The 22,669-nt window shown below is 63.2% G+C and carries 22 protein-coding genes; 15 read left to right on the forward strand and 7 right to left on the reverse strand.

The annotated features are described in order from the left end of the window. Positions 1-15: 15 nt before the first annotated feature. The 6 genes from alr to tsaD all read left to right on the forward strand — a co-directional run bounded on the left by alr (position 16) and on the right by tsaD (position 5,049). Entirely contained in the window at positions 16-1,218 is a 1,203-nt protein-coding gene (gene alr / locus V3587_RS15700) for an alanine racemase (RefSeq protein ID WP_283376902.1), read from the forward strand. Next, positions 1,215-2,267: an alpha/beta fold hydrolase gene (locus V3587_RS15705; RefSeq protein WP_235171745.1), complete on the forward strand. Its 1,053-nt coding sequence runs from the start codon at positions 1,215-1,217 to the stop codon at positions 2,265-2,267. Before alr ends, V3587_RS15705 begins: the two co-directional genes overlap by 4 nt. Continuing rightward, positions 2,257-2,748: a tRNA (adenosine(37)-N6)-threonylcarbamoyltransferase complex ATPase subunit type 1 TsaE gene (gene tsaE, locus V3587_RS15710; protein ID WP_095968918.1), complete on the forward strand. Its 492-nt coding sequence runs from the start codon at positions 2,257-2,259 to the stop codon at positions 2,746-2,748. Before V3587_RS15705 ends, tsaE begins: the two co-directional genes overlap by 11 nt. A 78-nt stretch (positions 2,749-2,826) precedes the next feature. After that, on the forward strand, positions 2,827-3,510 hold the full coding sequence (gene tsaB, locus V3587_RS15715; protein ID WP_283376903.1) for a tRNA (adenosine(37)-N6)-threonylcarbamoyltransferase complex dimerization subunit type 1 TsaB: 684 nt from the start codon (positions 2,827-2,829) through the stop codon (positions 3,508-3,510). Between the two features lie 10 nt (positions 3,511-3,520). Continuing rightward, positions 3,521-4,015 (forward strand): ribosomal protein S18-alanine N-acetyltransferase, encoded by a 495-nt coding sequence (gene rimI, locus V3587_RS15720; RefSeq protein ID WP_124566599.1) that lies wholly within the window; start codon positions 3,521-3,523, stop codon positions 4,013-4,015. Then, entirely contained in the window at positions 4,012-5,049 is a 1,038-nt protein-coding gene (tsaD, locus tag V3587_RS15725; RefSeq protein ID WP_200315738.1) for a tRNA (adenosine(37)-N6)-threonylcarbamoyltransferase complex transferase subunit TsaD, read from the forward strand. Before rimI ends, tsaD begins: the two co-directional genes overlap by 4 nt. Before the next feature lie 18 nt (positions 5,050-5,067). Here tsaD and V3587_RS15730 read toward each other — a convergent pair whose 3' ends face one another. Further along, the gene (locus V3587_RS15730) at positions 5,068-6,657 is read right to left on the reverse strand and encodes an Hsp70 family protein (protein ID WP_166810881.1); all 1,590 of its coding nucleotides are present in this window, start codon (positions 6,655-6,657) and stop codon (positions 5,068-5,070) included. 161 nt (positions 6,658-6,818) lie between these two features. Here V3587_RS15730 and V3587_RS15735 point away from each other — a divergent pair, with 161 nt between their 5' ends. Further along, positions 6,819-7,379 carry a potassium channel family protein gene (locus V3587_RS15735; RefSeq protein ID WP_095968922.1) on the forward strand — a complete coding sequence of 187 codons (561 nt, stop codon included), beginning with the start codon at positions 6,819-6,821 and terminating at the stop codon, positions 7,377-7,379. 55 nt (positions 7,380-7,434) lie between these two features. Here the strand turns inward: V3587_RS15735 and V3587_RS15740 are convergent, their stop codons facing one another. After that, positions 7,435-9,150, reverse strand: coding sequence for a TIGR03767 family metallophosphoesterase (locus V3587_RS15740; RefSeq protein WP_124566535.1), 1,716 nt, complete (start codon positions 9,148-9,150; stop codon positions 7,435-7,437). 233 nt (positions 9,151-9,383) lie between these two features. Here V3587_RS15740 and groES point away from each other — a divergent pair, with 233 nt between their 5' ends. Then, positions 9,384-9,683, forward strand: coding sequence for a co-chaperone GroES (groES, locus tag V3587_RS15745; RefSeq protein ID WP_003940763.1), 300 nt, complete (start codon positions 9,384-9,386; stop codon positions 9,681-9,683). Positions 9,684-9,769: 86 nt separating this feature from the next. After that, positions 9,770-11,380, forward strand: coding sequence for a chaperonin GroEL (groL, locus tag V3587_RS15750; protein ID WP_003940715.1), 1,611 nt, complete (start codon positions 9,770-9,772; stop codon positions 11,378-11,380). Positions 11,381-11,456: 76 nt separating this feature from the next. Here the strand turns inward: groL and V3587_RS15755 are convergent, their stop codons facing one another. The 4 genes from V3587_RS15755 to V3587_RS15770 all read right to left on the reverse strand — a co-directional run bounded on the left by V3587_RS15755 (position 11,457) and on the right by V3587_RS15770 (position 14,080). Continuing rightward, the gene (locus tag V3587_RS15755) at positions 11,457-12,194 is read right to left on the reverse strand and encodes an anti-sigma factor (protein WP_095968924.1); all 738 of its coding nucleotides are present in this window, start codon (positions 12,192-12,194) and stop codon (positions 11,457-11,459) included. 1 nt (position 12,195) lies between these two features. Beyond that, the gene (locus V3587_RS15760; protein ID WP_283376904.1) at positions 12,196-12,864 is read right to left on the reverse strand and encodes a sigma-70 family RNA polymerase sigma factor; all 669 of its coding nucleotides are present in this window, start codon (positions 12,862-12,864) and stop codon (positions 12,196-12,198) included. Positions 12,865-12,952: 88 nt separating this feature from the next. Then, a complete protein-coding gene (locus tag V3587_RS15765; RefSeq protein ID WP_007728616.1) occupies positions 12,953-13,618 on the reverse strand; it encodes a fasciclin domain-containing protein in 666 nt (221 codons plus the stop codon). A gap of 165 nt (positions 13,619-13,783) precedes the next feature. Further along, complete coding sequence (locus V3587_RS15770) at positions 13,784-14,080, reverse strand: WhiB family transcriptional regulator (protein ID WP_003940939.1); 297 nt, start codon at positions 14,078-14,080, stop codon at positions 13,784-13,786. A 768-nt stretch (positions 14,081-14,848) separates the two neighbouring features. Between V3587_RS15770 and V3587_RS15775 the strand changes: the two genes are divergently transcribed. The 3 genes from V3587_RS15775 to V3587_RS15785 all read left to right on the forward strand — a co-directional run bounded on the left by V3587_RS15775 (position 14,849) and on the right by V3587_RS15785 (position 17,223). Beyond that, a complete protein-coding gene (locus V3587_RS15775) occupies positions 14,849-15,547 on the forward strand; it encodes a hypothetical protein (protein ID WP_080961146.1) in 699 nt (232 codons plus the stop codon). Positions 15,548-15,722: 175 nt separating this feature from the next. Beyond that, entirely contained in the window at positions 15,723-16,301 is a 579-nt protein-coding gene (locus V3587_RS15780) for a sigma-70 family RNA polymerase sigma factor (RefSeq protein WP_003940953.1), read from the forward strand. Next, entirely contained in the window at positions 16,285-17,223 is a 939-nt protein-coding gene (locus tag V3587_RS15785) for an anti-sigma-D factor RsdA (RefSeq protein WP_283376905.1), read from the forward strand. The genes V3587_RS15780 and V3587_RS15785 overlap by 17 nt, the downstream gene beginning before the upstream one ends. 103 nt (positions 17,224-17,326) lie before the next feature. On the opposite strand, the gene V3587_RS15790 is transcribed toward V3587_RS15785, so the two are convergent. Further along, entirely contained in the window at positions 17,327-17,731 is a 405-nt protein-coding gene (locus V3587_RS15790; protein ID WP_095968927.1) for a DUF5319 domain-containing protein, read from the reverse strand. A 244-nt stretch (positions 17,732-17,975) separates the two neighbouring features. Between V3587_RS15790 and guaB the strand changes: the two genes are divergently transcribed. The 3 genes from guaB (at position 17,976) to V3587_RS15805 (ending at position 22,594) form a co-directional block, all read left to right on the forward strand. After that, the gene (gene guaB / locus V3587_RS15795) at positions 17,976-19,499 is read left to right on the forward strand and encodes an IMP dehydrogenase (RefSeq protein ID WP_020723641.1); all 1,524 of its coding nucleotides are present in this window, start codon (positions 17,976-17,978) and stop codon (positions 19,497-19,499) included. A 27-nt stretch (positions 19,500-19,526) separates the two neighbouring features. Further along, a complete protein-coding gene (locus V3587_RS15800; protein ID WP_124566532.1) occupies positions 19,527-20,666 on the forward strand; it encodes a GuaB3 family IMP dehydrogenase-related protein in 1,140 nt (379 codons plus the stop codon). Between the two features lie 173 nt (positions 20,667-20,839). Next, complete coding sequence (locus tag V3587_RS15805; protein WP_124566531.1) at positions 20,840-22,594, forward strand: GMC oxidoreductase; 1,755 nt, start codon at positions 20,840-20,842, stop codon at positions 22,592-22,594. The last annotated feature ends 75 nt before the right edge of the window (positions 22,595-22,669 follow it).

The following is a 22,669-nucleotide window of genomic DNA, read 5'->3' on the forward strand; positions in this document are numbered from 1 at the left end:
GGCAGGATTGTCGCCATGACGCTTGCCCAGGGAAGAGCACCGAAGGAGCCTGCCGAGGGGAAGGCGAGCCGACTCGAAGACGCAGTAGGGCCGCAGACGGAGGCAGTCGTCGATCTGGACGCGATCGCGCACAACGTGCGTGTTCTGCGTGAATTTGCCGGGGAGGCCGCGTTGATGGCGGTCATCAAGGCGGACGGATACAACCACGGCGCAGTTGCGGTGGCGCGGACGGCGCTCTCGGCCGGAGCCCGGGAACTCGGCGTCACCACCATCGCGGAGGCATTGGTTCTTCGCGAGGCAGGCATCACCGCTCCTGTCCTGGCCTGGCTGCATGGCGTCGACGCCGATTTCTCCTCGGCGATCCGATCCGATGTCGAGATCGGCGTGTCCTCGCCGCGACACCTGGCTGCTGTCGTCGACGCGGCACGGGTTCTGGGACAACCAGCGACGGTGACGCTCAAGGTGGACACCGGTCTCAATCGCAACGGCGTATCGAGAACCGAGTGGCCGAAGATGCTCGACGACCTCGCAACTGCCCGGGACGAGGGCACGATCAGGCTGCGCGGAGTGTTCTCCCATCTTGCGCACTCGGACGAACCGCATCACGACGTCATCGACATGCAGAAGCAGCGTTTGATCGACGCGGTTGCCGACGTCCGCGCTCGCGGATTCGAACCCGAAGTGGTTCATCTTTCCAACTCCGCCGCGACAGTCACCCGTCCTGACCTGCAATTTGACATGGTTCGGCCCGGAATTGCGATATATGGATTGTCTCCGGTGCCCGAACTCGGAGATTTCGGTTTACGACCGGCGATGACGCTGCGAGCGAAGGTGATTCTGGTGAAGAAGGTGGCCGCCGGAGAGGGCGTCTCCTACGGGCATCAGTGGGTCGCACCGCACGACACCACTCTTGCGCTGCTTCCCGTCGGCTACGCCGACGGTCTGTCTCGTTCACTCAGCGGCAAGTTCGAAGTGCAGTTGGGCGGTAAGCGTCGCCAGGCCGTCGGGCGGATCTGCATGGACCAGGTATTGGTGGACCTGGGGCCGGACGGCGACGGAGTTCGCGAAGGTGACACCGCGATCTTCTTCGGCAACGGCGATCAGGGCGAACCCAACGCGCAGGCCTGGGCCGACGTACTCGACACGATTCACTACGAGGTCGTGACCGGAATACGTGGACGCACTGTGCGTACGTACATCGGGGGAGGGACGTCATGAAGACTGCAGGAAAGATGAGCATTCTCGGTGGCCTGCTCAGCGCTGTGGCGCTCGGCTCGATGGCCGGCGTGAATGCATTCAAGACCGCGACGCGTCCGGGCCGGGAAATCTACGCGGACGAGGACTTCGACCTCATGACGCGCGACCGCAAGAGCACGGTGCGCACCGAGGACGGTGTCGAGCTCGCAGTTCGCGAAGTGGGGCCGGATGACGCTCCGCTGACAGTCGTTTTCGTGCACGGGTACTGCCTGAGTGCGCTGTCCTGGCATTTCCAGCGCCGCCAGCTCGAAGAGCGATGGGGCAACACGGTTCGAATGGTGTTCTACGACCAGCGCGGACACGGAGATTCGGGCATGCCGCGTTCGAAGAGTTGTACGGTCTCGCAGCTGGGCCGCGACCTCGCGACTGTCGTCGAGGCCAAAGTGCCCAAGGGACCGATAGTTCTCGTCGGCCACTCGATGGGTGGCATGACGGTGCTCGCGCTCGCCGGTCAGCGACCCGAATGGTTCGAGGGACGAGTCATCGGCGTCGGGCTGGTCGCGACGACGGCGGCCGGGCTGGCCGAGACCGGTCTGACCCGTAATCTGCAGAATCCGATCATCGACGGGTTCCGGTTGGCAGTGCGCACCTCGCCAGGAGTGGTTCAGCATGCCCGCGGCGCTGCGCGAGTACTGATCACGCCGATCCTGCGTGCGGCCTCGTACGGCACCGATGTCAGCCCGCGGTTGCATGAACTGTCGGACGGCATGCTCGACCGGACCTCGGTCGTGACCATCGTCAATTTCTTGCGGACGTTGGAACTGCACGACGAGTCCGCTTCCCTCGAGGTCCTCGCGAACACACCGGCAGTCGTGATCTGCGGCGATCAAGACATGATGATTCCGTTCATCAGCTCGAAGCGTCTCGCTGCCGATCTCCCCGAATCCGAACTCGTGAGAGTTCACGGGGCAGGCCATCTGGTGCAGCTCGAGTTCCCGGCGATCGTGACGGACGCGATCGACAAGCTCGTGCAGCGAGCGCAGGTAGAAGAGCGGTCCGATGTCGGCTGAGAACTCCACTGGACTTCCCGTGTCCGGACAGATCACGTTGGAAACGGCCGAAGATACCGAGGCTTTCGGCCGACGCTTGGCGGCGGGACTTGTTGCCGGCGACCTGGTGGTGCTGGACGGGCCACTCGGGGCAGGCAAGACCGCGTTGACTCGCGGAATCGGAGCCGGTCTCGGGGTGCAGGGCCGGGTGACGTCCCCGACGTTTGTCATCGCTCGCGAGCATCGTCCAGGTACCCGCCCCGGCGGCGGAGTTCCTGTCGGCATGATTCACGTCGACGCATACCGGCTGGGTGACAGCGGACCGCACGCGCTCGATGAACTCGATGCCCTCGACCTCGACACCGACCTCACCGATGCAGTGGTGGTGGTGGAATGGGGTGGTGACGTCGTGGAAAGGCTCGTCGAACGACACTTGCGAGTGCAGCTTCATCGGGAACCTGAATCTGATGTGCGGACGGCCAGCTGGATCTGGACGTCGTGAAACGGCGTTTGATGTTCCAGACGTCGTGACCCTCCCGGGCCGGAAGTAGTTCTTCACGTGCGGGTACCCTGAGAAATCGTGCTTGTTCTCGCAATTGACACCTCCACTCCGGCGGTCACTGCCGGAGTCGTCTCCCTGTCGGCTCCGTCACCGGACACCGAGTCATCGGACGCAGTGTCTCCGGACACAGTGGAGACGCTTGCCGTGCGTGTCACGGTCAATCCTCGTGCGCACGCCGAGGTCTTGACCCCTCACGTCCTCGAATGCCTCGCCGAGGCAGGGGTCACTCCGGCAGAGTTGAACGCCGTTGTCGTGGGTGTCGGGCCGGGGCCGTACACCGGACTGCGCGTCGGCATGGCGACAGGCGCTGCCTTCGGTGATGCCCTCGGTGTTCCCGTGTACGGCGTCTGCAGTCTCGACGCCATCGCGGCTGCGGTACCGACCACACAGAGCCTGCTCGTCGTGACTGACGCGAGGCGTCGCGAGATCTACTGGGCGCGCTATGCCGGAGGGGTGCGCGTCGAAGGACCGGCTGTGAATTCCGCCGGCGACGTTGATCCTTCGCCTTCGACGCTGATTGCCGGATCCGCTTCGCACGTGGACTTCTTCGATCTGCCCGTCGACCCGGCGGAAACACCGTCACCGGCCGGGTTGGTGACAGTCGCTGCTCGCGAGATTATGGCCGGCTCGGTTCCGGCCCCGCTGGAGCCGCTGTACCTCCGACGCCCGGACGCGAAGACCCTCGCAGAACGTGGCAAGTGAGACAGAGCAGATGAAGTACAGCATCGAGCCGATGAACGTCGATGACGCCGAACGGTGCGCGGAGTTGGAACGCGCGTTGTTCGCGGGCGACGGTCCCTGGAGCGCGCAAGCATTCGTTTCGGAACTTGCCGGCGCACATAATCATTACTTCGTTGCCAGAGAACCAGACGGTCACGTCCTCGGATACGCCGGAGTTGCCTTGTTGGGGGCGTCGCCGAACATGGAGGCCGAGGTTCACACCATCGGTACGGATCCCTCGACTCAGCGACTGGGAATCGGCGGCGCGTTGCTCGATGCGCTTCTGGCCCTGGCGGATTCACGGCAGTGCCCGGTGTTCCTGGAAGTGCGCACCGACAACGAGCCTGCCATCGCGCTGTACCGACGCGAAGGATTCGAGATCGTCGGAACGCGAAAGAAGTACTACCAGCCCAGTGGGGCAGATGCGTACACGATGAGACGGCCTGCCGTGCTCGGTGTCCGCGAAATTGAGGAGCAGCAAGCATGATCGTCATGGGTGTCGAAAGCTCTTGCGACGAAACAGGTGTCGGCATCGTTCGCTGGAACGGTGACGGAACCTGCGACCTGTTGGCCGACGAGGTGGCATCGAGCGTGGATCAGCACGCCCGATACGGGGGAGTCGTTCCCGAAGTGGCCTCACGGGCTCACCTCGAGGCGATAGTACCGACGATGCGCCGCGCTCTTGCGGCCGCCGGTATCGAGAAGCCCGACGCACTCGCCGTCACCATCGGACCCGGCCTGGCCGGCGCGCTGCTGGTCGGTGTCGCCGCAGCGAAAGCCTATGCGGCAGCATGGAACATCCCGTTCTATGCGGTCAATCATCTCGGTGGTCACGTCTCGGTGGACACTCTCGAACACGGCCCGTTGCCCTCGTGCGTCGCATTGCTGGTCTCCGGTGGTCACACGCACCTGCTTCACGTCGAAGATCTGGGCAAGCCCATCGTCGAGCTGGGAACGACTGTCGACGACGCCGCCGGCGAGGCCTTCGACAAGGTGGCCAGACTGCTCGGACTCGGCTTTCCCGGCGGACCGGCACTCGACGCTGCTGCGCAAGAGGGAGATCGGAACGCAATCGCCTTCCCTCGCGGCATGACGGGGCCGCGCGATTCGCGGCACGACTTCTCGTTCTCAGGACTCAAGACGTCCGTCGCCCGCTACGTCGAATCGAAAGAGCGCGCAGGCGAGACCTTTTCGATTCCGGACATCGCCGCCTCGTTCCAAGAAGCCGTTGCCGACGTCCTGACGATGAAGGCAGTGCGTGCAGCCAAGGACGTCGGGGTCGACACCTTGGTCCTCGGCGGCGGCGCCACGGCCAATTCACGTATTCGCTCACTCGCCGAGCAGCGCTGCGCCGAAGCCGGCATCACGTTGCGCATTCCGAAACCTCGACTCTGCACGGACAACGGCGTGATGATCGCTTCGCTGGCCGCCCACCTGATCGGAAACGGCGCAGGCCCTTCGGAATTGAGTGTCGCCACGGACCCGGGGCTGTCGGTCTCGATCAGCCAGTTGATGCGCTGAGAATCGACCGACCGAGAATCAACCGACTGGGACCGGTTCCCGATCCGGTGTGGTCGCGGGACCGGTTTCGGGCATCGAGGTATTCGGTTCACCGGGCTTAGTCGTCGGATCACCACCGCCGGGGGCCGTGATTTCGGTTTCGGTGGAACCGCTTCCAGGGTTTTCCGGCGTCGTCGGGTTTTCTCCGCCACTTTCGCCCGGGCCGATACCGCCGCCGGGGTTCGCCTCGGTCGGATCGACCGGAGGCGTCGCCTCGGTGTCCGGGAGCGTCGGCCACCACGCCGGTGGATCGGGCAGTGTGACTCCCGGGATGGTCGGCCAACCCGGTGAGGTTGGTGTGGTCGTCGGCGGCGTAGTTGTCGTCTCGGTGTCCGGGATCGGCGCAGGCGGAAGTGTGTACTGATGTGTTGTGTACGAGTGCGTGTCGTAGGGCTGCGAGTCGAACGGCGTTGTGGGATAGCCGTACTGCGGGAACGTGCTGCCTGCTACCGAAGGCAGAGGATCATGCGAGGGGATGATCGTCGATCCGGTGCTCGTCGTCGCTTCGGGGCTCACCGTCGTCGTGGTCGAACCGGTTCCGACAGGCGAGACCGCGGTGTCGTCGGTCGGCACCAATTCCTTTGCGCCGTAGCCGAGTACCAGTCCGCCGACCACGAGCGCACCGATCAAAGCGCCCGAGACCTTGGCGGTGGATCCGGAGCGCTGGTCACTTCCGGAGCCCAGCAGGGGGAAACGAATTGCGGTGATCGAATCTGCCAGGAGTGCAGCACCTTTGGTTGCCGCAGTCTCGGGCTCGACGATCTCGACCAGTGGGAGGTCGACGGCAGCGGCGACGGCGGACCGCACGGCCGGAATGTGTGCGCCACCGCCGATGAGCACAACGGCGCCGACGGGCCGCGGTGAGCCGTTCACGACTTCACGGATGAAGGTGACGGCGCGCTCGATATCCGGGGCGATGATGGCTTCGAACTCGTCGCGCGTGATTGCCATGGCGTCGACGGGAAGGTCGATGGTCACCTTGGTGGCAGTGGACAGTTGCTCCTTCGCGACGTGGCACCGGGCGGAAAGAAGTTCCGCGTCGGTGTACCGGCGCAGGTGCCCTGGCGCCTTCTCGGTCACGAAGTCGACCAATGCCCGGTCGATTCCGGCCCCCGCGAGGGCGTCGATGCGGTCGGAATGCAGAACTTCACCGGTGTGGTCGACGACGGACACCGTCAGACCCTGATCGCCGACGTCGACCTGAGCTGTCGTGTCGTACCGCTCGGTTTTCCCGGTCTCGGCGAGATACGCGTGTACTGCGGCAGGTTCAGGGATGGCACGGACCTGCTTCGGCGAGCGCGAGAGAGATGACTTGATGCTCGCGAGCTGGTCGTCGGTGCGATAGCTGACACCGATCGAGCGCGGCGCTTCAGATCCGTCCGTTACCTGCGTCGTCATCAGCTTGATGGATGCTCTGACGAGGTCACCGACGTTGGAATTGGCCTGATCCGCCGAGACGAAGCGAGTCTCGGCAGGCACGGCGCCTGGCGCGTTTGTGCTGGTATCGGTGTCGACGAGTGCTGAATAGACACCGGAAGATCCAGTGGAAATTCCCAGTGAACAACTCATCGCACACCTCCTCACAGTCAATACCGGTCAATGTTCAATCGACCGCCGTTATATGAACGTTACAGAAGGTTCGTGAGGATTGCTCAGTGCTTTTCGTCTCCGTGACGTCCTTTTCGGACCGAAAGGGTGGTTTTACCTGCGAAATTGTCGATCATTGATTCATGCGGAAAAAAGGCGATTCTCCCCACATCGACCGGGATCGACGACGCACGCTGATCCGGGGTGCACTGCTTCGACCCACGCTGACGATGATCGCCTTCGGATGTGCGTACTTCTTCCTGCCGTGGATCGATGTCCACACCGTGGGTGCGATTTTCCTCTTGATCGGTGGAGGAGCCGCGGTGCTTGCCGTAACGACCTGGCAGGTGCGTCGAATTCTGCGTTCCGATGTGCCTTCACTGCAGGCGGTCGAAGCAGTGGCGGTCGTGATGCCGACCTACTTACTCTTGGTGTCCATCACCTATTTTTCGGTCGAGCATGCGAGCGTCGGCAGTTTCACCGAACCGCTGTCGCGTATGGCGGCCCTGTACTTTTCGCTGTCGGTGTTCTCGACCGTCGGCTTCGGTGACATCGCTGCACAGACGGACCTTGCCAGGGGACTCGTGAGCCTTCAGATCGTCTGCAATCTGGTGTTGATCGGATTCGGAGTTCGATTCGTCGTTGCCGCAGTGTCGTGGGCGAAAGCGCACCGCTCGCCTTCGAGCGGACCAGAAGTCACCTAGGACACTGAAGTCGCCTAGGACACTGAAGTCACCCAGGACACTGCGGCACACGGAGTCATCGTCCGGTGTGGACCAACAATTCGACGTTCTGGTCGACGCCGGCACCCGTCAGCTTCGGGTCGCGGTGGATGTCGTTGAACGACAGTTCGCGGTACAGCGAGGCGAGTCCGGCCGCCGACTTGTCGCTGTAGTCGACAGAATTGGGGCTTTCCGCTTCGAAGAGCGTCGCAAGCAACGACACCGTTCCGTCGTGGTTGTCCGCGATCTCGATGATGCGCCCGAGCTGCGGGTAGTCGATGTGAGAGGCGGTGTTGATCTCCCAGAAGCCCTGCTCGGGGGTCGCGCCGGGCCACGGGGTGATCTTGTTCTCGTGGGTGTGTCCGTTGACCCAGGCAAGTACGTTCGGGAAACGATGCAGCAAGTCGAGAAGCTGTGAACCGCGCAGGCGCGGCTCGAGGACGTTCTCGGGGTCGGGAACGAGATTGTCCATCGTGTCGCTCGTGTGGTGACTGAACAGCACGAAATACGTGTCGCTGCGCGACTCCGTGACACGAGAGCCCGCGGCGTCGTAGTAGGTGCTGCTGCCGGCGCGCAGGGTGTTCTCGATCCACTGGAACTGAGCGGCGCCCAGCGAACCGTCGACAAGGCCTGCGCGGTTGGTGGAGTCCATGCTGATACCGACGACGCCCGGTGCGATCTGGAACGAGTAGTAACCGATACCGGTTTCTCCGGCGTCGGGAGCGAAACCGTGCCCGACGGGACCGGGACCGGTGTGCGCGGGGTCGAGATGTGCGGCGATGAACTGCCGGGGCGTGAACGGCGCGCGCGACGGGTCGGGGGTAACCTGGCGCGGCGGCGTCGTGAAGGCGGACAGGATTCCGGGAATCGCACTGGGATCGAACTTGGTGGCGACGTCGATCTGCTTGGCCTGCTCCGGTGAACCGGGCACCTCGAATTTGAGAGATCCCGTGTACATCGCTTCGAGCGGCGGGATGCCGCTGGGCACCGTGCCGGACACCGAATCGTCGTGGTTGCCGAACACGCAGTACCAAGGGGTGTTCAGGCCGGGGCTCGACACGGGAGTGAAAGCGGCACCGAAGAAGTCCGGGATCTCCGGGAAACCGGCCTTCTTGTACATGTCGAGCATCGGTGACTCGGGGTTCCAGTAGAGATCGGCACCCGAGTTCTGCACGCCCTCGTAGCGGTCCTTGGCACCGGTGTTGGCGACGACGGTACCGCCGTTGAGTGAGGTGAGGAACCAGTCGAGTTCGGCGAATTCCTTGTTGTCGGTGTTGTCGCCGGTGGTGACGACGGCATCGAAGGGGCGCGAGGTGTGCGGGCCACTGCCGATCGAATTGACGCGTCGGACAAGCGAAATCAACCCGTGCGCCGTCAAGGTCTCCTGGGGGCGGAACGCCGAGCCGGTGATCTGATGGACGTATTCGAAGCGCATGGGGGACTGGGCGTCGACGATGTGGACGTCGGTCAACTGCACGAGTGAGGCGAGCGCGGTGCGTCGGTCCTCGCGTCCCGACTTCGGCTCGGCCAACTCGCTGCGCACGATGTTCGCCCAACCGGGCCCGGCGGTGAGCTTGGTGTAGCCGCTGCTGCTGACGGGGGTGGACACGGACTCGAGAGTGGTGCCGGGACCGGACGTCGGAATGGTCGACGCGCCTGCGTATTGCAGGCCCCACGGCTTGCCAAGGCTGACCGCGCCGACGGCGCCGAGTCCGGCGAAGGTCAGAAAACTACGGCGATTGATGTTCGTCACGAAGTGAACAATAGGTGAACGTGGTGGACGGCTGTCCTGTTTCGCTCTGGACGAAGAGAAAAATGCGCCCAGTCCTTGAGGGTTGGCACTCTCACGTATAGAGTGCCAATTGGCGCTGATCGAGTTCCGGCACCCGCGACGACGGGACTGCAGTGACGCGCCGTAAACGGCATACCCAAACAGCTGTCCGAGGATCGCCTCGGACGCACATACCCCAAAGTGGAGGGCTCATCGTGGCGAGCGTCAACATCAAGCCGCTCGAGGACAAGATCCTCGTCCAGGCCAACGAGGCTGAAACGACGACGGCTTCCGGCCTGGTCATTCCTGACACAGCCAAGGAAAAGCCCCAGGAGGGCACCGTCGTTGCAGTCGGCGAAGGCCGCGTCAACGAGCAGGGCAACCGCATCCCGGTCGACGTCAAGGAGGGTGACACGGTCATCTACTCCAAGTACGGCGGAACCGAGATCAAGTACGCCGGCCAGGAATACCTGATCCTGTCGGCACGCGACGTGCTGGCTGTCGTCTCCAAGTAAGACACACGTGATCCGCCCCGGAGTCCACACAGGATCCCGGGGCGGAATGCGTTCACGCCCCGAAGATTCAGGAGCTGACAGAACAGATGTCCAAGCAAATTGCGTTCAACGAGACCGCACGCCGCGCTCTCGAAGCCGGAGTCGACAAGCTTGCCGACGCCGTCAAGGTGACCTTGGGCCCGCGTGGACGCCACGTCGTGCTCGCCAAGGCATTCGGCGGCCCCACCGTCACCAACGACGGTGTGAGCATCGCCCGTGAAATCGAGCTCGAAGATCCCTTCGAGAACCTCGGCGCACAGCTCGTCAAGAGTGTCGCCACCAAGACCAACGATGTTGCCGGCGACGGCACCACCACCGCGACCGTTCTGGCCCAGGCCATCGTCCGCGGCGGACTCAAGAACATCGCAGCGGGCGCGAACCCGATGGCTCTCGGCGTCGGCATCAACGCCGCAGCCGACAAGGTCGTCGAGGAACTGCTCGCCGCAGCCACCCCCGTCGAGGGCGAGAAGTCGATCGCTCAGGTCGCCACCGTTTCCTCGCGTGACGAGGAGATCGGCAAGCTCGTCGGCGAGGCACTCACCCGTGTCGGAACCGACGGCGTCGTGACGGTCGAGGAATCCTCCACCGTTGCAACCGAACTCGTTGTCACCGAAGGTGTGCAGTTCGACAAGGGCTACCTCTCGCCCTACTTCGTCACCGACATCGATGCGCAGAAGGCCGTCTACGAAGACGCGCTGATCCTGCTCTTCCGCGAGAAGATCAGCTCGCTTCCCGACTTCCTCCCGCTGCTCGAGAAGGTTGCTGAATCCGGCAAGCCGCTCTTGATCATCGCCGAGGACGTCGAGGGTGAAGTTCTCTCCACCCTGGTGGTCAACTCCATCCGCAAGACCATCAAGGCCGTTGCCGTCAAGGCGCCGTTCTTCGGTGATCGTCGCAAGGCATTCCTCGACGACCTCGCAGTCGTCACCGCCGGCACCGTCATCAACACCGACGTCGGCCTTTCCCTCAAGGAAGCCGGCCTCGAACTGCTCGGCAGCGCTCGCCGCGTTGTCGTCACCAAGGACGAGACGGTCATCGTCGACGGTGCAGGCACCGCTGACGACATCGCGACCCGCGTCGCACAGCTGCGTCGCGAGATCGAGAACACCGATTCGGATTGGGATCGCGAGAAGCTCGAAGAGCGTCTGGCGAAGCTGTCCGGCGGCGTGGCCGTCATCAAGGTCGGCGCAGCCACCGAAACCGATCTGAAGGAACGTAAGTTCCGCGTCGAGGATGCGGTCAACGCAGCCAAGGCAGCAGTTTCCGAGGGCATCGTCCCCGGTGGCGGATCGGCTCTCGTCCAGGCCGGTACGGCACTGATCGGGAATCTCGGCTTGACGGGTGACGAGGCCACCGGCGTTGCCGTGGTCCGTGAAGCCCTCAACGCTCCGTTGTTCTGGATCTCCAGCAACGCAGGCATCGACGGTTCCGTCGTCGTCAGCAAGGTCGCCGAGATGACCAAGGGCGAAGGCTTCAACGCCGCCACCCTCACCTACGGAAACCTGCTTGCCGACGGCGTCGTCGACCCGGTCAAGGTCACTCGCTCGGCAGTGGTCAACGCCGCTTCCGTCGCGCGCATGATCCTCACCACCGAGAGCGCCGTCGTCGAGAAGCCGACCGAGGAAGTTGCCGACACCGGACACGGCCACAGCCACTGATTCGCTGCTCGTAGTTTCGACAAAGAAGAGATCCCCCGCCGGATTCCGGCGGGGGATCTCTTCTTTCGTCTGGCGATCAGATGAGCGGGATCGTCGCGAACGGCTCGCTGGTGGGCTGCTGCGATCCGCCGGGCGGTTCGACCGTGAATGCCAACTTCGTGTTCGGGCCGATGCCGTCGAGCACCACCTGGGTAGTGGGTTTGACGTCGCCCGGAGCCATCGTCCCCATCGGGATCATCGTGGTGTCGTCGGTGTCGCCCGGCACCAGCCACATCTGGTAGACGGTATCCGGACTCGGGGGAGTCACATCGTTCATCACGAGGACTGCGGCGTCCTCGGAGGGCGAGAACAGCGTCGTGGCACTACCGCCGCCCGGGATTTCACGCGTCGTGGCATGAACGTCGGGTGCTGCCATGATTTCGGACGCTGCGTTCTGCGGCGGAGTGTTGTCGGACAGCGTGCGTCCGATTCCGATGCCGCCGACCAGGATTGCGACTGCGGCTGCCGCGGCAAGTGCAACGGTCCACGGACGTCGACGATTACGGCGCTCGGCCAGCGAGACGGGGGCGTCGGCAGCAGTCGTCTGTGCCGAGATCGAGGCGAGGACGCTACTACGCAGTGATGGCGGGGGCTCGACGGCGTCGACGACGGTCATCGCGGCCATGGTTTCGGCGGTGAGTCGGACCTGCGCGTCGAATTCGGCGCGGGTCGCGGAGTCCGAAGCGGCGAGGCGTCTGTCGACCTCACGGCGCTCGTCGAGGTCCAACGCATCGATCGCGTAGGCGTACGCGTAGTCGATCAGCTCTTCGTCCATCTCACATCACCCCCAAACATCCACGTAGGCGCAGTAGTCCGTCGCGAATTCGCGACTTGATCGTGGGAATCGCCACGCCGAGATCTTCAGCCACTTCGCGGTACGTTCGGCCGCCGTAATAGGCGAGAGTCACCGATTGGCGCTGAGTGTCCGTCAGCGTTTCGAGACAGTCCGTGACAGCACGATGCTCGTCTCTTCGCGTCACTTCGTCGCTGACGACGTCGAACTCGGGAGTGGCATTGGTGGTGTCGTAGAGAGCCTGTCGATCCGAACTCGACTGTTCGGAGCGCACGCGATCTACCGCGCGTCGGTGGGCAAGAGTCAGAAGCCAGGAGAGTGCGGACCCCTTGGCGGGATCGAAACTGTCGGCCGATTTCCAGGCCTGGAGGTAGACCTCTTGGACCGCTTCCTCGGAGAAGCCTGGATCACGGAGTACACGAAGAACCATGCCGTAGACGCGGGAGCTGGTTCGGTCGTAGAACTCGGCAAAGGCGTTCTGGTCGCCACCGGCGACGTTCGCGAGGATCACTGCCAGCTCGCGTGATTCCGCGATTCGAGCGGTGCGGGCCGCAGAGTTGTCCGTCGGGCATGCGTCGGCCGCATCCGACGCATGGTCTGGCTCGCTCACGAAGAGTTGTCTCGCTTCATCGCGTACAACCGTAGCGTGCATGTCCGGTTCTTTTCTCTTGGCCCGCCGTTGGCCGCTGTGCGCCTTTATTAACCGCGGGGGGTTAATAAAGGCGCACAGCAGGTGGGGACTACTGCGGCATCAGCACCGAATCGATGAGGTAGACGGTGGCGTTTGCGGTCTTGACTCCACCGCAGACGACAGTTGCGTCGTTGACCTTGATGTTGTCACCGGATCCGGTGACGGTAACCGTTCCGCCCTCGGCGGTGGGGTGCGTTCCGTCGATCGCGTCAGGGGCGATCTGGCCGGGAACCACGTGGTAGGTGAGGATCTTGGTCAGCGTGGCGCTGTCCGTCTTGAGGCTGTCGATCGTGGCGGGGTCGATCTTGGCGAATGCCGAGTCGATCGGTGCGAAGACGGTGAACTCGCCACCGTTGAGAGTGTCGACCAGGTTGACGTCCGGGTTGAGCTGGCCGGAGACCGCCGCGGTCAAGGTGGTGAGCAACGGATTGTTGGACGCCGCTGTGGCAACCGGATCCTGGGCCATTCCGCTGACCGATCCGGCGCCGCTCGGCACTGCGGCTGCATAGTCGGCACAACCGGCACCGACCAGATCGGAAGCAGGCTCCGCCATCGCGCTGCTGGGAGACATGCTCGATCCCATGGCAGAAGACGTCATGGCGGCGCTGGACGTGTCGGTCGACGAATCGTTGTCGTCGGAGGAGCAACCGACCACGCCGAAGACGGCGAAAGAGGCTGCTGCGGTGACTGCCAGAACTCGAGTAGAGGTGTTCATGGGTCTGCCTTCCTGAAGGGATGTGCTGAGGTGCACTGTCAGAAGGCATTCGGAGGCGGGCGTCGGTCGGATGGGTCGTGTCGGAAATTCTTTTCGACGGTGTCCCGTCCACACGCAAAAGCCCCCGAAAACTCTCGGGGGCCTAGTGCGCTCTACCTACGTGTATCAGGAAGCTATGCGGGTGGTGCGACGGTGGCGCGCGTGTAGTTCACGTTCGGTTTCCGACATTCCTCCCCAGATGCCGTACGGCTCGGCGACGGTCAGCGCGTGGCTGCGGCACTGCATCAGGACCGGGCACTGACGGCACATCTCTTTTGCGCGGGTTTCGCGCTGGGCACGTGCTCTACCGCGTTCGCCATCGGGATGGAAGAACATGGAGGAGTCGACTCCGCGGCACAGACCGTGCATCTGCCAGTCCCAGATGTCTGCGTTGGGGCCTGGAAGGTGATTCGGTGCAGGCATGTTGACTCCTTACTGCAAGCTCGCGTTGATCAACGAGCGGACCAAGTTGCCCGGAGGTTATCCGGGCCTTCTGAATCGTTCACGCTTGCTAACCGTAAGGGTGCTGAGTAAATCGCGTCAATAGGCTCGTTCAGTGGCGATCGGCATATATCGAAATGCGAGAGTTAACGAAGTATATATTTACATTTCGGGCCCCTCGTGCGTTGTTCTGCGCCGATGTCGAAATTGGGTCGATCGAGGTGGCGGCCGGCAAGCCTGGCAGCTCGAGATGCGAAACCCACAGATCAGGGATATGTTCGAGGCTGATCGCCCGGCGAAATCACTCGGTCATTCGGCTCGGTTTGCGTCATTTGTCCGATATTGCGTGGGCGGGGTTGCACTCCATTTCGGGACTTAGTGCCCAAGTTTCAACTAGGACATCCGTCCAATAAGTAATGCGCAGTTAACGTCACGGATATATGCCCGTTAAATATCATTACGAGTACATTTGGCAAATCTCAGTTGAATATCTGATTAACTCCGACAAACTTGCCTTTTCGTGTTTCGTGCGACTTTTGGCATCGTTGGTGTGACGCCGGTCGTGCGAATGTCTGCTCGTGCTGCTGCGATGATCAACCTGTGTCGACACCTGCGCGCCCTCAATCACCTGTGCCCAACGAAACAACTGCACTTCCAGGGTCCCTCGAGTCTGCCGCGTTCGGTGCGGATCCGGATCTCGACCGCCTCCCGGCGCCTTGCTCTACCCGAGATTGGTGGACAACGGCAGTAGTGCTGGGTGGTCAGGGCCACTACGCAAGAGCGCGGGCTGCATTGGATGTCCTCGATCGGCTCACGGCCGGGTTCTCGACGCACTCGGATCGGGTTCTTGCCTCTCTGTCTGCCAGCACGAGGGCGTCGTTTCTTCGCCAGAGCGGACGCCATGCACTCGCGTCCACGTGGGACGGGCGCGCACTGGCGATCGTCGGCGGCCTGGCAGGCGATCCAGAGGCTGCCTGTGACGCTCTGACCGGTCTGGCCGCAGACGCCCTCGGCTGTGGCAGGCTCCCGCTCGGCTGGCGCCTGCTGGCGCAATGTCGGGCGCGTCTGGATGCCGAGGGCGGGCTGTGGCGGCAGGAAATTCGGATCGAATGGGTCTCTGCTGAATTGGCGTTGGCGGGAGGCGACTTCGCTCGTGCCCGCAGACACGCAGAGCGCGCCGTCGAATTGTCAGCGGAATCGGAGTCTGTGCGGCACCGCGTGAAGTCGGATCTGCTGCGTAGCGCCGCGCTGACCGGAACAGACGCGAGCGCAGCCGTGAAGATGGCAGCAGATGTGTTCGCGCGGTGCCGGCAATACGGCCTGCTGCCCCTGGCCTGGGCGTCGTCTCTGTTGATCGAAGGTGTCAGCGGTGAGAGAACCTCACCGAGTGCCCGGGAGATCGGCGATCTGATTGCGATGCGTGGTGGATCACTCCTACCTTTGTCGTAACCACTCCACCGAAGTCTCCGGAGAACATTCCAGAAGGAGCTGTATCGATATCGCGACTGCTGGGCAGGCATGCGGAGACCAGTCGGTCCGGATGGTTACTCTTAGAGGGTTCCGCTGAGAGCGGGAGCACACCCGCTCGGGAGGTGCCACTGTAACGCCAGGATTTTCGCTGACGATGACAAATACGAGCGATGAGTTGGACACCGCGGTCGCCGCTGCTGCGCAGGGCGACCGTACAGCTCTAGCTTTGGTTCTGGAGAACATCCGACCGATGGTGGTGCGCTACTGCCGCGGTCGAGTGGGTGCGGCCGAGAGAGGACACCTGTCCGCTGACGACGTCGCACAGGAAGTCTGTCTGGCCGTGATGACCGCGCTGCCGCGTTATCAGGACCAGGGACGCCCGTTCATGGCCTTTGTGTACGGAATTGCCGCGCACAAGGTTGCGGACGCACATCGAAGCTCCGCCCGTAACAAGTCGGAGCCCGTTTCCGAAGTACCGGATGTAATAGCACTGGATGATGGTCCCGAACAGCGAGCTCTCGATTCGGAGTCCAGCAGACAGATGCACGAACTTCTCGGCACACTTCCGGAGAAGCATCGAGAAATCTTGATACTTCGCCTGGTGGTCGGGATGTCGGCCGAGGAAACGGCCGTCGCCGTCGGTAGTACCGCCGGAGCTGTACGAGTCGCTCAGCACAGAGCGATCGCGAAACTGAAAAAAGAAGTGACGAAAGCAGGTGAGAGCTTTGGCTAGAGACGAGGGGCATGACGCTTCGAATCTCGGTGATCTCGCCGACGACGGTACGCCAGTGGATTTGGCTGCGGTTCGGCGTGACGATGCGCTGATCGAATCCATTTCGAATGGTGGGCCGGTAGCAACCGATAGCACCGAACAGTACGAACTTGCGTTGATCCTCTCGCAATGGCGTGACGATGTCGTTGCGACTCCGATGCCCGAGGGTCCGTTGTTGGACGATGTCATCGCTGCAATCACAGCGACGCCGTCCGGCTTCTCCGATCGTCAGCGTTCACGTTCCCGTTCTCGATTGCGTGTGGTTCGTCCGATCGCCGCCGCTGCAGCAGTTGCAGCAGTGGTCTTCGGTGGCGCCACGGCGATGGCGTACGACGCCCAGCCCGGCGATGCCCTGTGGGGCGTCAAGCAGGTCGTCTTCGCCGACGAGGCCAACTCGACAGTTGCGAAGATCGACACGACTTCCGAGCTGGAAAAGGCCGAGCGGCTGTTGGCTGCCGGAGACATTCCTGCGGCAAAGATGGTGCTGGACAACGCAGCTCACCGTGCCGATGCGGTCAAGGACTCGCAGGACAAGACCGACCTCGTCGAGCGTTGGGGCAAGTTGATGACGCAGGTCCAAGAGACCACGTCACCCTTGGCGCCGCCCCCGACGAGTGCTCAGCCTGCTGCACCGTCGACCTCGATCACGGCGATTCCTGGCTCCTCGGTCAAGCCGGTCAGTCCACAGGGCCCGGGCGGACCGACGAGTTCGACCAAACCGGATCCGGGAGTACAGCTGCAGTCGCCGCCCACCTCGGTGTCCTCGGCGCCGCCGACCTCGTTGCCGACAACAACCACGACGACAACGACCACCACCACGACAACGACGTCTCTGGCGCCTGCCTCGTCGCCGTCCGGTGATTTCTCGTCACCGCCGCCCTGAGATCCCAGACCTGATCGGCATCGTTCCGATCTGAGTTCATACGAAAGTGGCCGACAAGCAATTGCTTGTCGGCCACTTTCGTATGAACTTGGTGAGGTTTCGCTCAGCTGTCGAAACCGTCGCCGTGCATCGCCTCGTTCATCGACGCGTCGGCGTATCCGCGGCAGTAGTCCCACGTGACATATGCCTCAGGCATCGGGTCGTAGGCGGGCTCGTGGGGGCGGACGGTTCCGTCCACGAGGAGCTGCAGCAGGTTTGCGCGCAGCATGTCCCAGTCGTGGTAATGATCTTGTTGGCAGTCCTCGCAGCACACTACGAGACCGCGGATGCCGCGGTGAGCGAGGAGTGCCTCGTAAACGGCGAGGTCAGCGAGATCCTCCTCGACCGCTTGGCGTTCATGGGAGTCGAGTGGTTGACCCGGCTCGATGGCATCGAGAGCCGCGGAGGGGTCAGCTGGGTCGCCGGCGAAGGGATCTGGCGGCAGACCGGGGGGCAGTTGATCACGCACAGCACCACGGTACGCAGGTCAGGGGGGTCAGCGCCACTTGTTACGCGTACCCGCAGCGTGGGTGGGATGGTTCGGACCTTTGAGTGAGCCGATACCATGGTGTGCAACGCCGGGAAAAGGTGCCAGGAATTTCTTTCCGTGTAGGCGCCTTCTATCCGATATCCAGCTTTTCGTAATCCGTTTCGAGGCGGCTGCTACAGCGGTCGCCCTGGGCGAATCTAGGTCCATGGAGGGTCCTGACCGCATGAGTAGTTCTGCAGGACATGTGCACACCGGAGGAGACGACCCCAACAAGGTCGCGATGCTGGGACTGACATACGACGACGTGCTGCTGTTGCCTGCCGCGTCCGACGTCATCCCGAGCCAGGTCGACACGTCCAGTCAACTGACCCGCGACATCCGTCTGCGGATTCCGTTGGTCAGCTCTGCGATGGACACTGTCACCGAGTCGCGCATGGCCATTGCGATGGCGCGCGCCGGCGGTATGGGAGTTCTGCACCGTAACTCGTCCGTCGAGGTTCAGGCAGGACAGGTCGAGACCGTCAAGCGCTCCGAGGCCGGCATGGTGACCGACCCCGTCACGTGTAAGCCGACCGACACGATGGGTGAGGTCGACGCGAAGTGCGCTCGCTTCCGCATCTCGGGTCTCCCGGTCACCGACGACGCCGGCCAGCTGGTCGGCATCGTCACGAACCGTGACATGCGTTTCGAGGTCGACCAGAATCGTCCGGTCGTCGAGATCATGACCAAGATGCCGTTGATCACCGCTCAGGAAGGCGTCACCGCGGACGTAGCACTGGGCCTTCTTCGTCGGCACAAGATCGAGAAGCTGCCGATCGTCGACGGCAACGGCAAGCTCACCGGTCTGATCACGGTCAAGGACTTCGTCAAGACCGAGCAGCATCCCGACGCCACCAAGGACCGTGACGGTCGACTGCTCGTCGGCGCTGCAGTCGGTGCCGGCGATGACGCCTTCCAGCGCGCGATGGCGCTCACCGATGCCGGTGTGGACGTACTCGTGGTGGACAGTGCGCACGGGCATTCGTCCAACGTTCTCGACATGATCGCCAAGCTCAAGCGTGAACTGGGCGAGCGGGTTCAGATCATCGGTGGCAACGTCGCTACGCGCGCGGGTGCTCTGGCACTGGTCGAAGCCGGCGTCGATGCCGTCAAGGTCGGAGTCGGCCCTGGTTCCATCTGCACCACTCGCGTCATCGCCGGTGTCGGCGCCCCTCAGGTCACGGCCATCCTGGAAGCGGTTGCCGCGTGCAAGCCGCTCGGTGTGCCTGTCATCGCAGACGGTGGACTCCAGTTCTCCGGTGACATCGCGAAGGCTCTCGCCGCGGGTGCGTCGACGGCCATGCTGGGCTCGCTCCTGGCCGGTACCGCTGAATCGCCCGGCGAACTGATTCTGGTCGGCGGCAAGCAGTTCAAGAGCTACCGCGGCATGGGGTCGCTCGGCGCGATGCAGTCGCGTGGCGAGGCCAAGTCGTACTCCAAGGACCGGTACTTCCAGGACGACGTACTTTCCGAGGACAAGTTGGTTCCGGAAGGCATCGAAGGACGCGTTCCGTTCCGTGGCCCGCTCTCCCAGGTGACGCATCAGCTCACCGGTGGTCTGCGCGCTGCCATGGGTTACACGGGGTCGGCGACGATCGAGCACCTGCAGAACGCTCAGTTCGTCCAGATCACGGCGGCCGGTTTGAAGGAAAGCCATCCGCACGACATCACGATGACTGTCGAAGCACCCAACTACACCGCTCGTTAGCAACCAGTACACGAGAAAGGGGCGCGCGTGCGCGACCTCGTTGAGATCGGCATGGGTCGAACGGCCCGACGTACCTACGAGTTGGACGATGTGAACATCGTTCCCTCCCGGCGAACCCGTTCGTCGAAGGAGGTGTCGACTGCTTGGCAGCTCGACGCTTACAGGTTCGACATTCCCGTCCTCGCACATCCCACCGACGCGTTGGTCTCGCCGACCTTCGCGATCGAGCTGGGTAAGCGCGGCGGCCTCGGTGTCATCAACGGTGAAGGCCTGTGGGGCCGTCACCCCGATGTCGAGGAGAAGCTCCGGCGTCTCGTCGAGATCGCCGAGAAGGACGGTGGCGTCGACGCGGCCATCCGTTACCTGCAGGAGTTGCACGCGGCGCCGCTGCAGTCCGGTCTTCTGGCCGCTGCGGTCGCGCAGGTCCGTGATTCCGGGGTCACCACTGCCGTTCGCGTCAGCCCGCAGAATGCGCGCGCGCTGACACCCGAGCTGATCAAGGCCGGAATCGACCTGCTGGTCGTCCACGGCACGATCATCTCGGCGGAGCACGTCGTGCACACCGAGCAGGAACCGCTCAACCTCAAGACGTTCATCTCCGAACTGGACGTTCCGGTTGTCGCGGGTGGGGTCAGTGACCACCGCACTGCGCTGCACCTGATGCGTACCGGCGCTGCCGGTGTCATCGTCGGATACGGCTCCACCGAGGGTGCAACCACCACCGGTGAGGTCCTGGGTATCGGGGTTCCGATGGCCACGGCCATCGCCGATGCTGCAGCAGCCAGGCGCGACTACCTCGACGAGACGGGTGGACGCTACGTCCACGTCATCGCCGACGGTGACATCGCAACGTCGGGTGATCTGGCGAAGGCAATCGCCTGCGGTGCCGACGCTGCTGTTCTGGGCACGCCGCTGGCGGTGTCCGCCGAGGCGCCGGGTGGCGGCTGGTACTGGCCGTCCGCTGCGGCTCATCCTTCGGTTCCGCGTGGAGCGCTTCTTCCGGTTTCCTACGGTGAGCGTCCGAGCCTGGATCAGGTTCTGAGCGGTCCTTCGGATGATCCGTACGGTTCGCTGAACTTCGTCGGTGGTCTCCGTCGGTCGATGGCCAAGGCCGGATACTCCGATCTCAAGGAGTTCCAGAAGGTCGGATTGACCGTCCGCGCGTAGTTTGTACCGTTCTGTGGCCCCGGTTCTTCGTGAACCGGGGCCACAGTTCGTTGTGCAGGACTTTCTCCCGTTCCTGATACTTGTGGTTACGCTTATGAGGCCCCTTGTGGTGGTAGTCACAAGGGATAGGTGCATACTGGCGGGTAACTACGGTTCACGGTGGAGGTGTCCTGATGGGCAAGCAACGGGCAACGGACTACGACGTACTGATCGTCGGATCCGGGTTCGGCGGAAGCGTGAGTGCGCTTCGTCTCGTGGAGAAGGGCTACAAGGTCGGCGTCATCGAAGCCGGCCGACGGTATGCCGACGAAGATTTCGCGAAGACCAGTTGGGATCTCAAGAAGTTCCTCTGGGCTCCGAAACTGGGTTGTTTCGGCATTCAGCGCGTACACCTGCTGCGCGACTGCCTCATTCTCGCGGGCGCGGGTGTCGGCGGTGGATCGTTGAACTACGCCAACACGCTTTACCAGCCGCCGGAGCCGTTCTTCCAGGACAAGCAGTGGGCTCACATCACCGACTGGCGCAGTGAACTCACGCCGTACTACGAGCAGGCTCAGAAGATGCTCGGCGTCGTTCAGAATCCGCACATGACGCCCGCTGACGAGATCATGAAGTCGGTCGCCGACGACATGGGCGTCGGTGACACGTTCATCCAGACGCCCGTCGGCGTCTACTTCGGTGAGCCGGGCAAGAAGGCGAAGGACCCGTACTTCGGCGGCGTCGGACCCGAGCGCACCGGTTGCATCGAGTGCGGCGAGTGCATGACGGGCTGCCGTCACGGAGCGAAGAACACTCTGCTCAAGAACTATCTGGGCCTTGCCGAGACAGCCGGCGCCGAGATCATTCCGATGACCACCGTGTCCGGACTACGCGAGGCTCGCGACGGTTCGTGGGACGTGTTCACCGAGCGAACCGGTGCATTCGGACGCAAGAACCGCCGCACCTACACAGCTGCGAACGTCATTCTCGCGGCCGGAACGTGGGGCACTCAGCATCTGCTCTTCGACATGAAGGACACCGGAGCGCTGCCCAAGCTCTCCGACAAGCTCGGCGAGCTGACTCGAACGAACTCCGAATCCATCGTCGGCGCAGGCAAGTACAAGGTCGATCCTGCTCTCGACCTGACCCGCGGAGTGGCGATCACGTCGTCGTTCCACCCGAGCAGCGACACCCACATCGAGCCGGTCCGCTACGGCAAGGGATCGAACGCGATGGGCCTGTTGCAGACCTTGATGACCGATGGCGGCGGCAAGACACCCCGGTGGATCAAGTTCCTCGGTGTGGTCGCGAAGAACCCGTACCAGATGTTGCGCATGTTGACGGTCAAGGACTGGAGTGAGCGCACGATCATCGCGCTCGTCATGCAGAACCTCGACAACTCCATCACCACGTACACGAAGAAGGGCCTGTTCGGTCGACGCAAGGTCACCAGCAAGCAGGGCCACGGTCAGCCGAACCCGACTTGGATTCCGGAGGGTAACGAGGCGACGCGTCGAGTTGCCGAGAAGATCGACGGCGTCGCGGGCGGCACGTGGGGCGAGATCTTCAACGTTCCGCTGACGGCGCACTTCCTCGGCGGTTGCGCTATCGCGTCGGATTCCGATCACGGCGTCATCGATCCGTACCACCGGGTGTACGGCTACCCGACGCTCAGCGTCGTCGACGGTGCAGCGGTCTCGGCCAATCTCGGCGTGAATCCGTCGCTGACCATTGCCGCCCAGGCCGAGCGCTCGGCCTCGCTGTGGCCGAACAAGGGGGAGACCGACCTGCGTCCCGCCCAGGGCAGCGGCTACGAACGCTTGGCACCGATTGCACCCAAGTCGCCCGTCGTGCCGGCGTCGGCTCCGGCCGCGCTGGTTCTGCCGATCGTGAAGATCACCGGCGGCAAGACGGCCACTGCTGTTCCGGTGGAGCCTGCAGCCGGATAGTTCACCGAGAACCGAAAAAGGGGCGTGTCGTCGAGGATTCGACGGCACGCCCCTTTTGCAGTTTCAGATCGTCGG

The sequence above is a fragment of the Rhodococcus sp. IEGM 1306 genome, from assembly GCF_036541985.1.
In the GTDB taxonomy this organism is placed as follows: domain Bacteria; phylum Actinomycetota; class Actinomycetes; order Mycobacteriales; family Mycobacteriaceae; genus Rhodococcus_F; species Rhodococcus_F qingshengii.

What these genes read in the sequence shown, in the direction of transcription:
- alr (WP_283376902.1), top strand. Translation starts at nt 16, where the DNA reads ATGACGCTTGCCCAGGGAAGAGCACCGAAGGAGCCTGCCGAGGGGAAG.
- V3587_RS15705 (WP_235171745.1), top strand. Translation starts at nt 1,215, where the DNA reads ATGAAGACTGCAGGAAAGATGAGCATTCTCGGTGGCCTGCTCAGCGCT.
- tsaE (WP_095968918.1), top strand. Translation starts at nt 2,257, where the DNA reads ATGTCGGCTGAGAACTCCACTGGACTTCCCGTGTCCGGACAGATCACG.
- rimI (WP_124566599.1), top strand. Translation starts at nt 3,521, where the DNA reads ATGAAGTACAGCATCGAGCCGATGAACGTCGATGACGCCGAACGGTGC.
- tsaD (WP_200315738.1), top strand. Translation starts at nt 4,012, where the DNA reads ATGATCGTCATGGGTGTCGAAAGCTCTTGCGACGAAACAGGTGTCGGC.
- V3587_RS15730 (WP_166810881.1), bottom strand. Translation starts at nt 6,657, where the DNA reads ATGAGTTGTTCACTGGGAATTTCCACTGGATCTTCCGGTGTCTATTCA.
- V3587_RS15735 (WP_095968922.1), top strand. Translation starts at nt 6,819, where the DNA reads ATGCGGAAAAAAGGCGATTCTCCCCACATCGACCGGGATCGACGACGC.
- groL (WP_003940715.1), top strand. Translation starts at nt 9,770, where the DNA reads ATGTCCAAGCAAATTGCGTTCAACGAGACCGCACGCCGCGCTCTCGAA.
- V3587_RS15755 (WP_095968924.1), bottom strand. Translation starts at nt 12,194, where the DNA reads ATGGACGAAGAGCTGATCGACTACGCGTACGCCTACGCGATCGATGCG.
- V3587_RS15760 (WP_283376904.1), bottom strand. Translation starts at nt 12,864, where the DNA reads ATGCACGCTACGGTTGTACGCGATGAAGCGAGACAACTCTTCGTGAGC.
- V3587_RS15765 (WP_007728616.1), bottom strand. Translation starts at nt 13,618, where the DNA reads ATGAACACCTCTACTCGAGTTCTGGCAGTCACCGCAGCAGCCTCTTTC.
- V3587_RS15770 (WP_003940939.1), bottom strand. Translation starts at nt 14,080, where the DNA reads ATGCCTGCACCGAATCACCTTCCAGGCCCCAACGCAGACATCTGGGAC.
- V3587_RS15780 (WP_003940953.1), top strand. Translation starts at nt 15,723, where the DNA reads ATGACAAATACGAGCGATGAGTTGGACACCGCGGTCGCCGCTGCTGCG.
- guaB (WP_020723641.1), top strand. Translation starts at nt 17,976, where the DNA reads ATGAGTAGTTCTGCAGGACATGTGCACACCGGAGGAGACGACCCCAAC.
- V3587_RS15805 (WP_124566531.1), top strand. Translation starts at nt 20,840, where the DNA reads ATGGGCAAGCAACGGGCAACGGACTACGACGTACTGATCGTCGGATCC.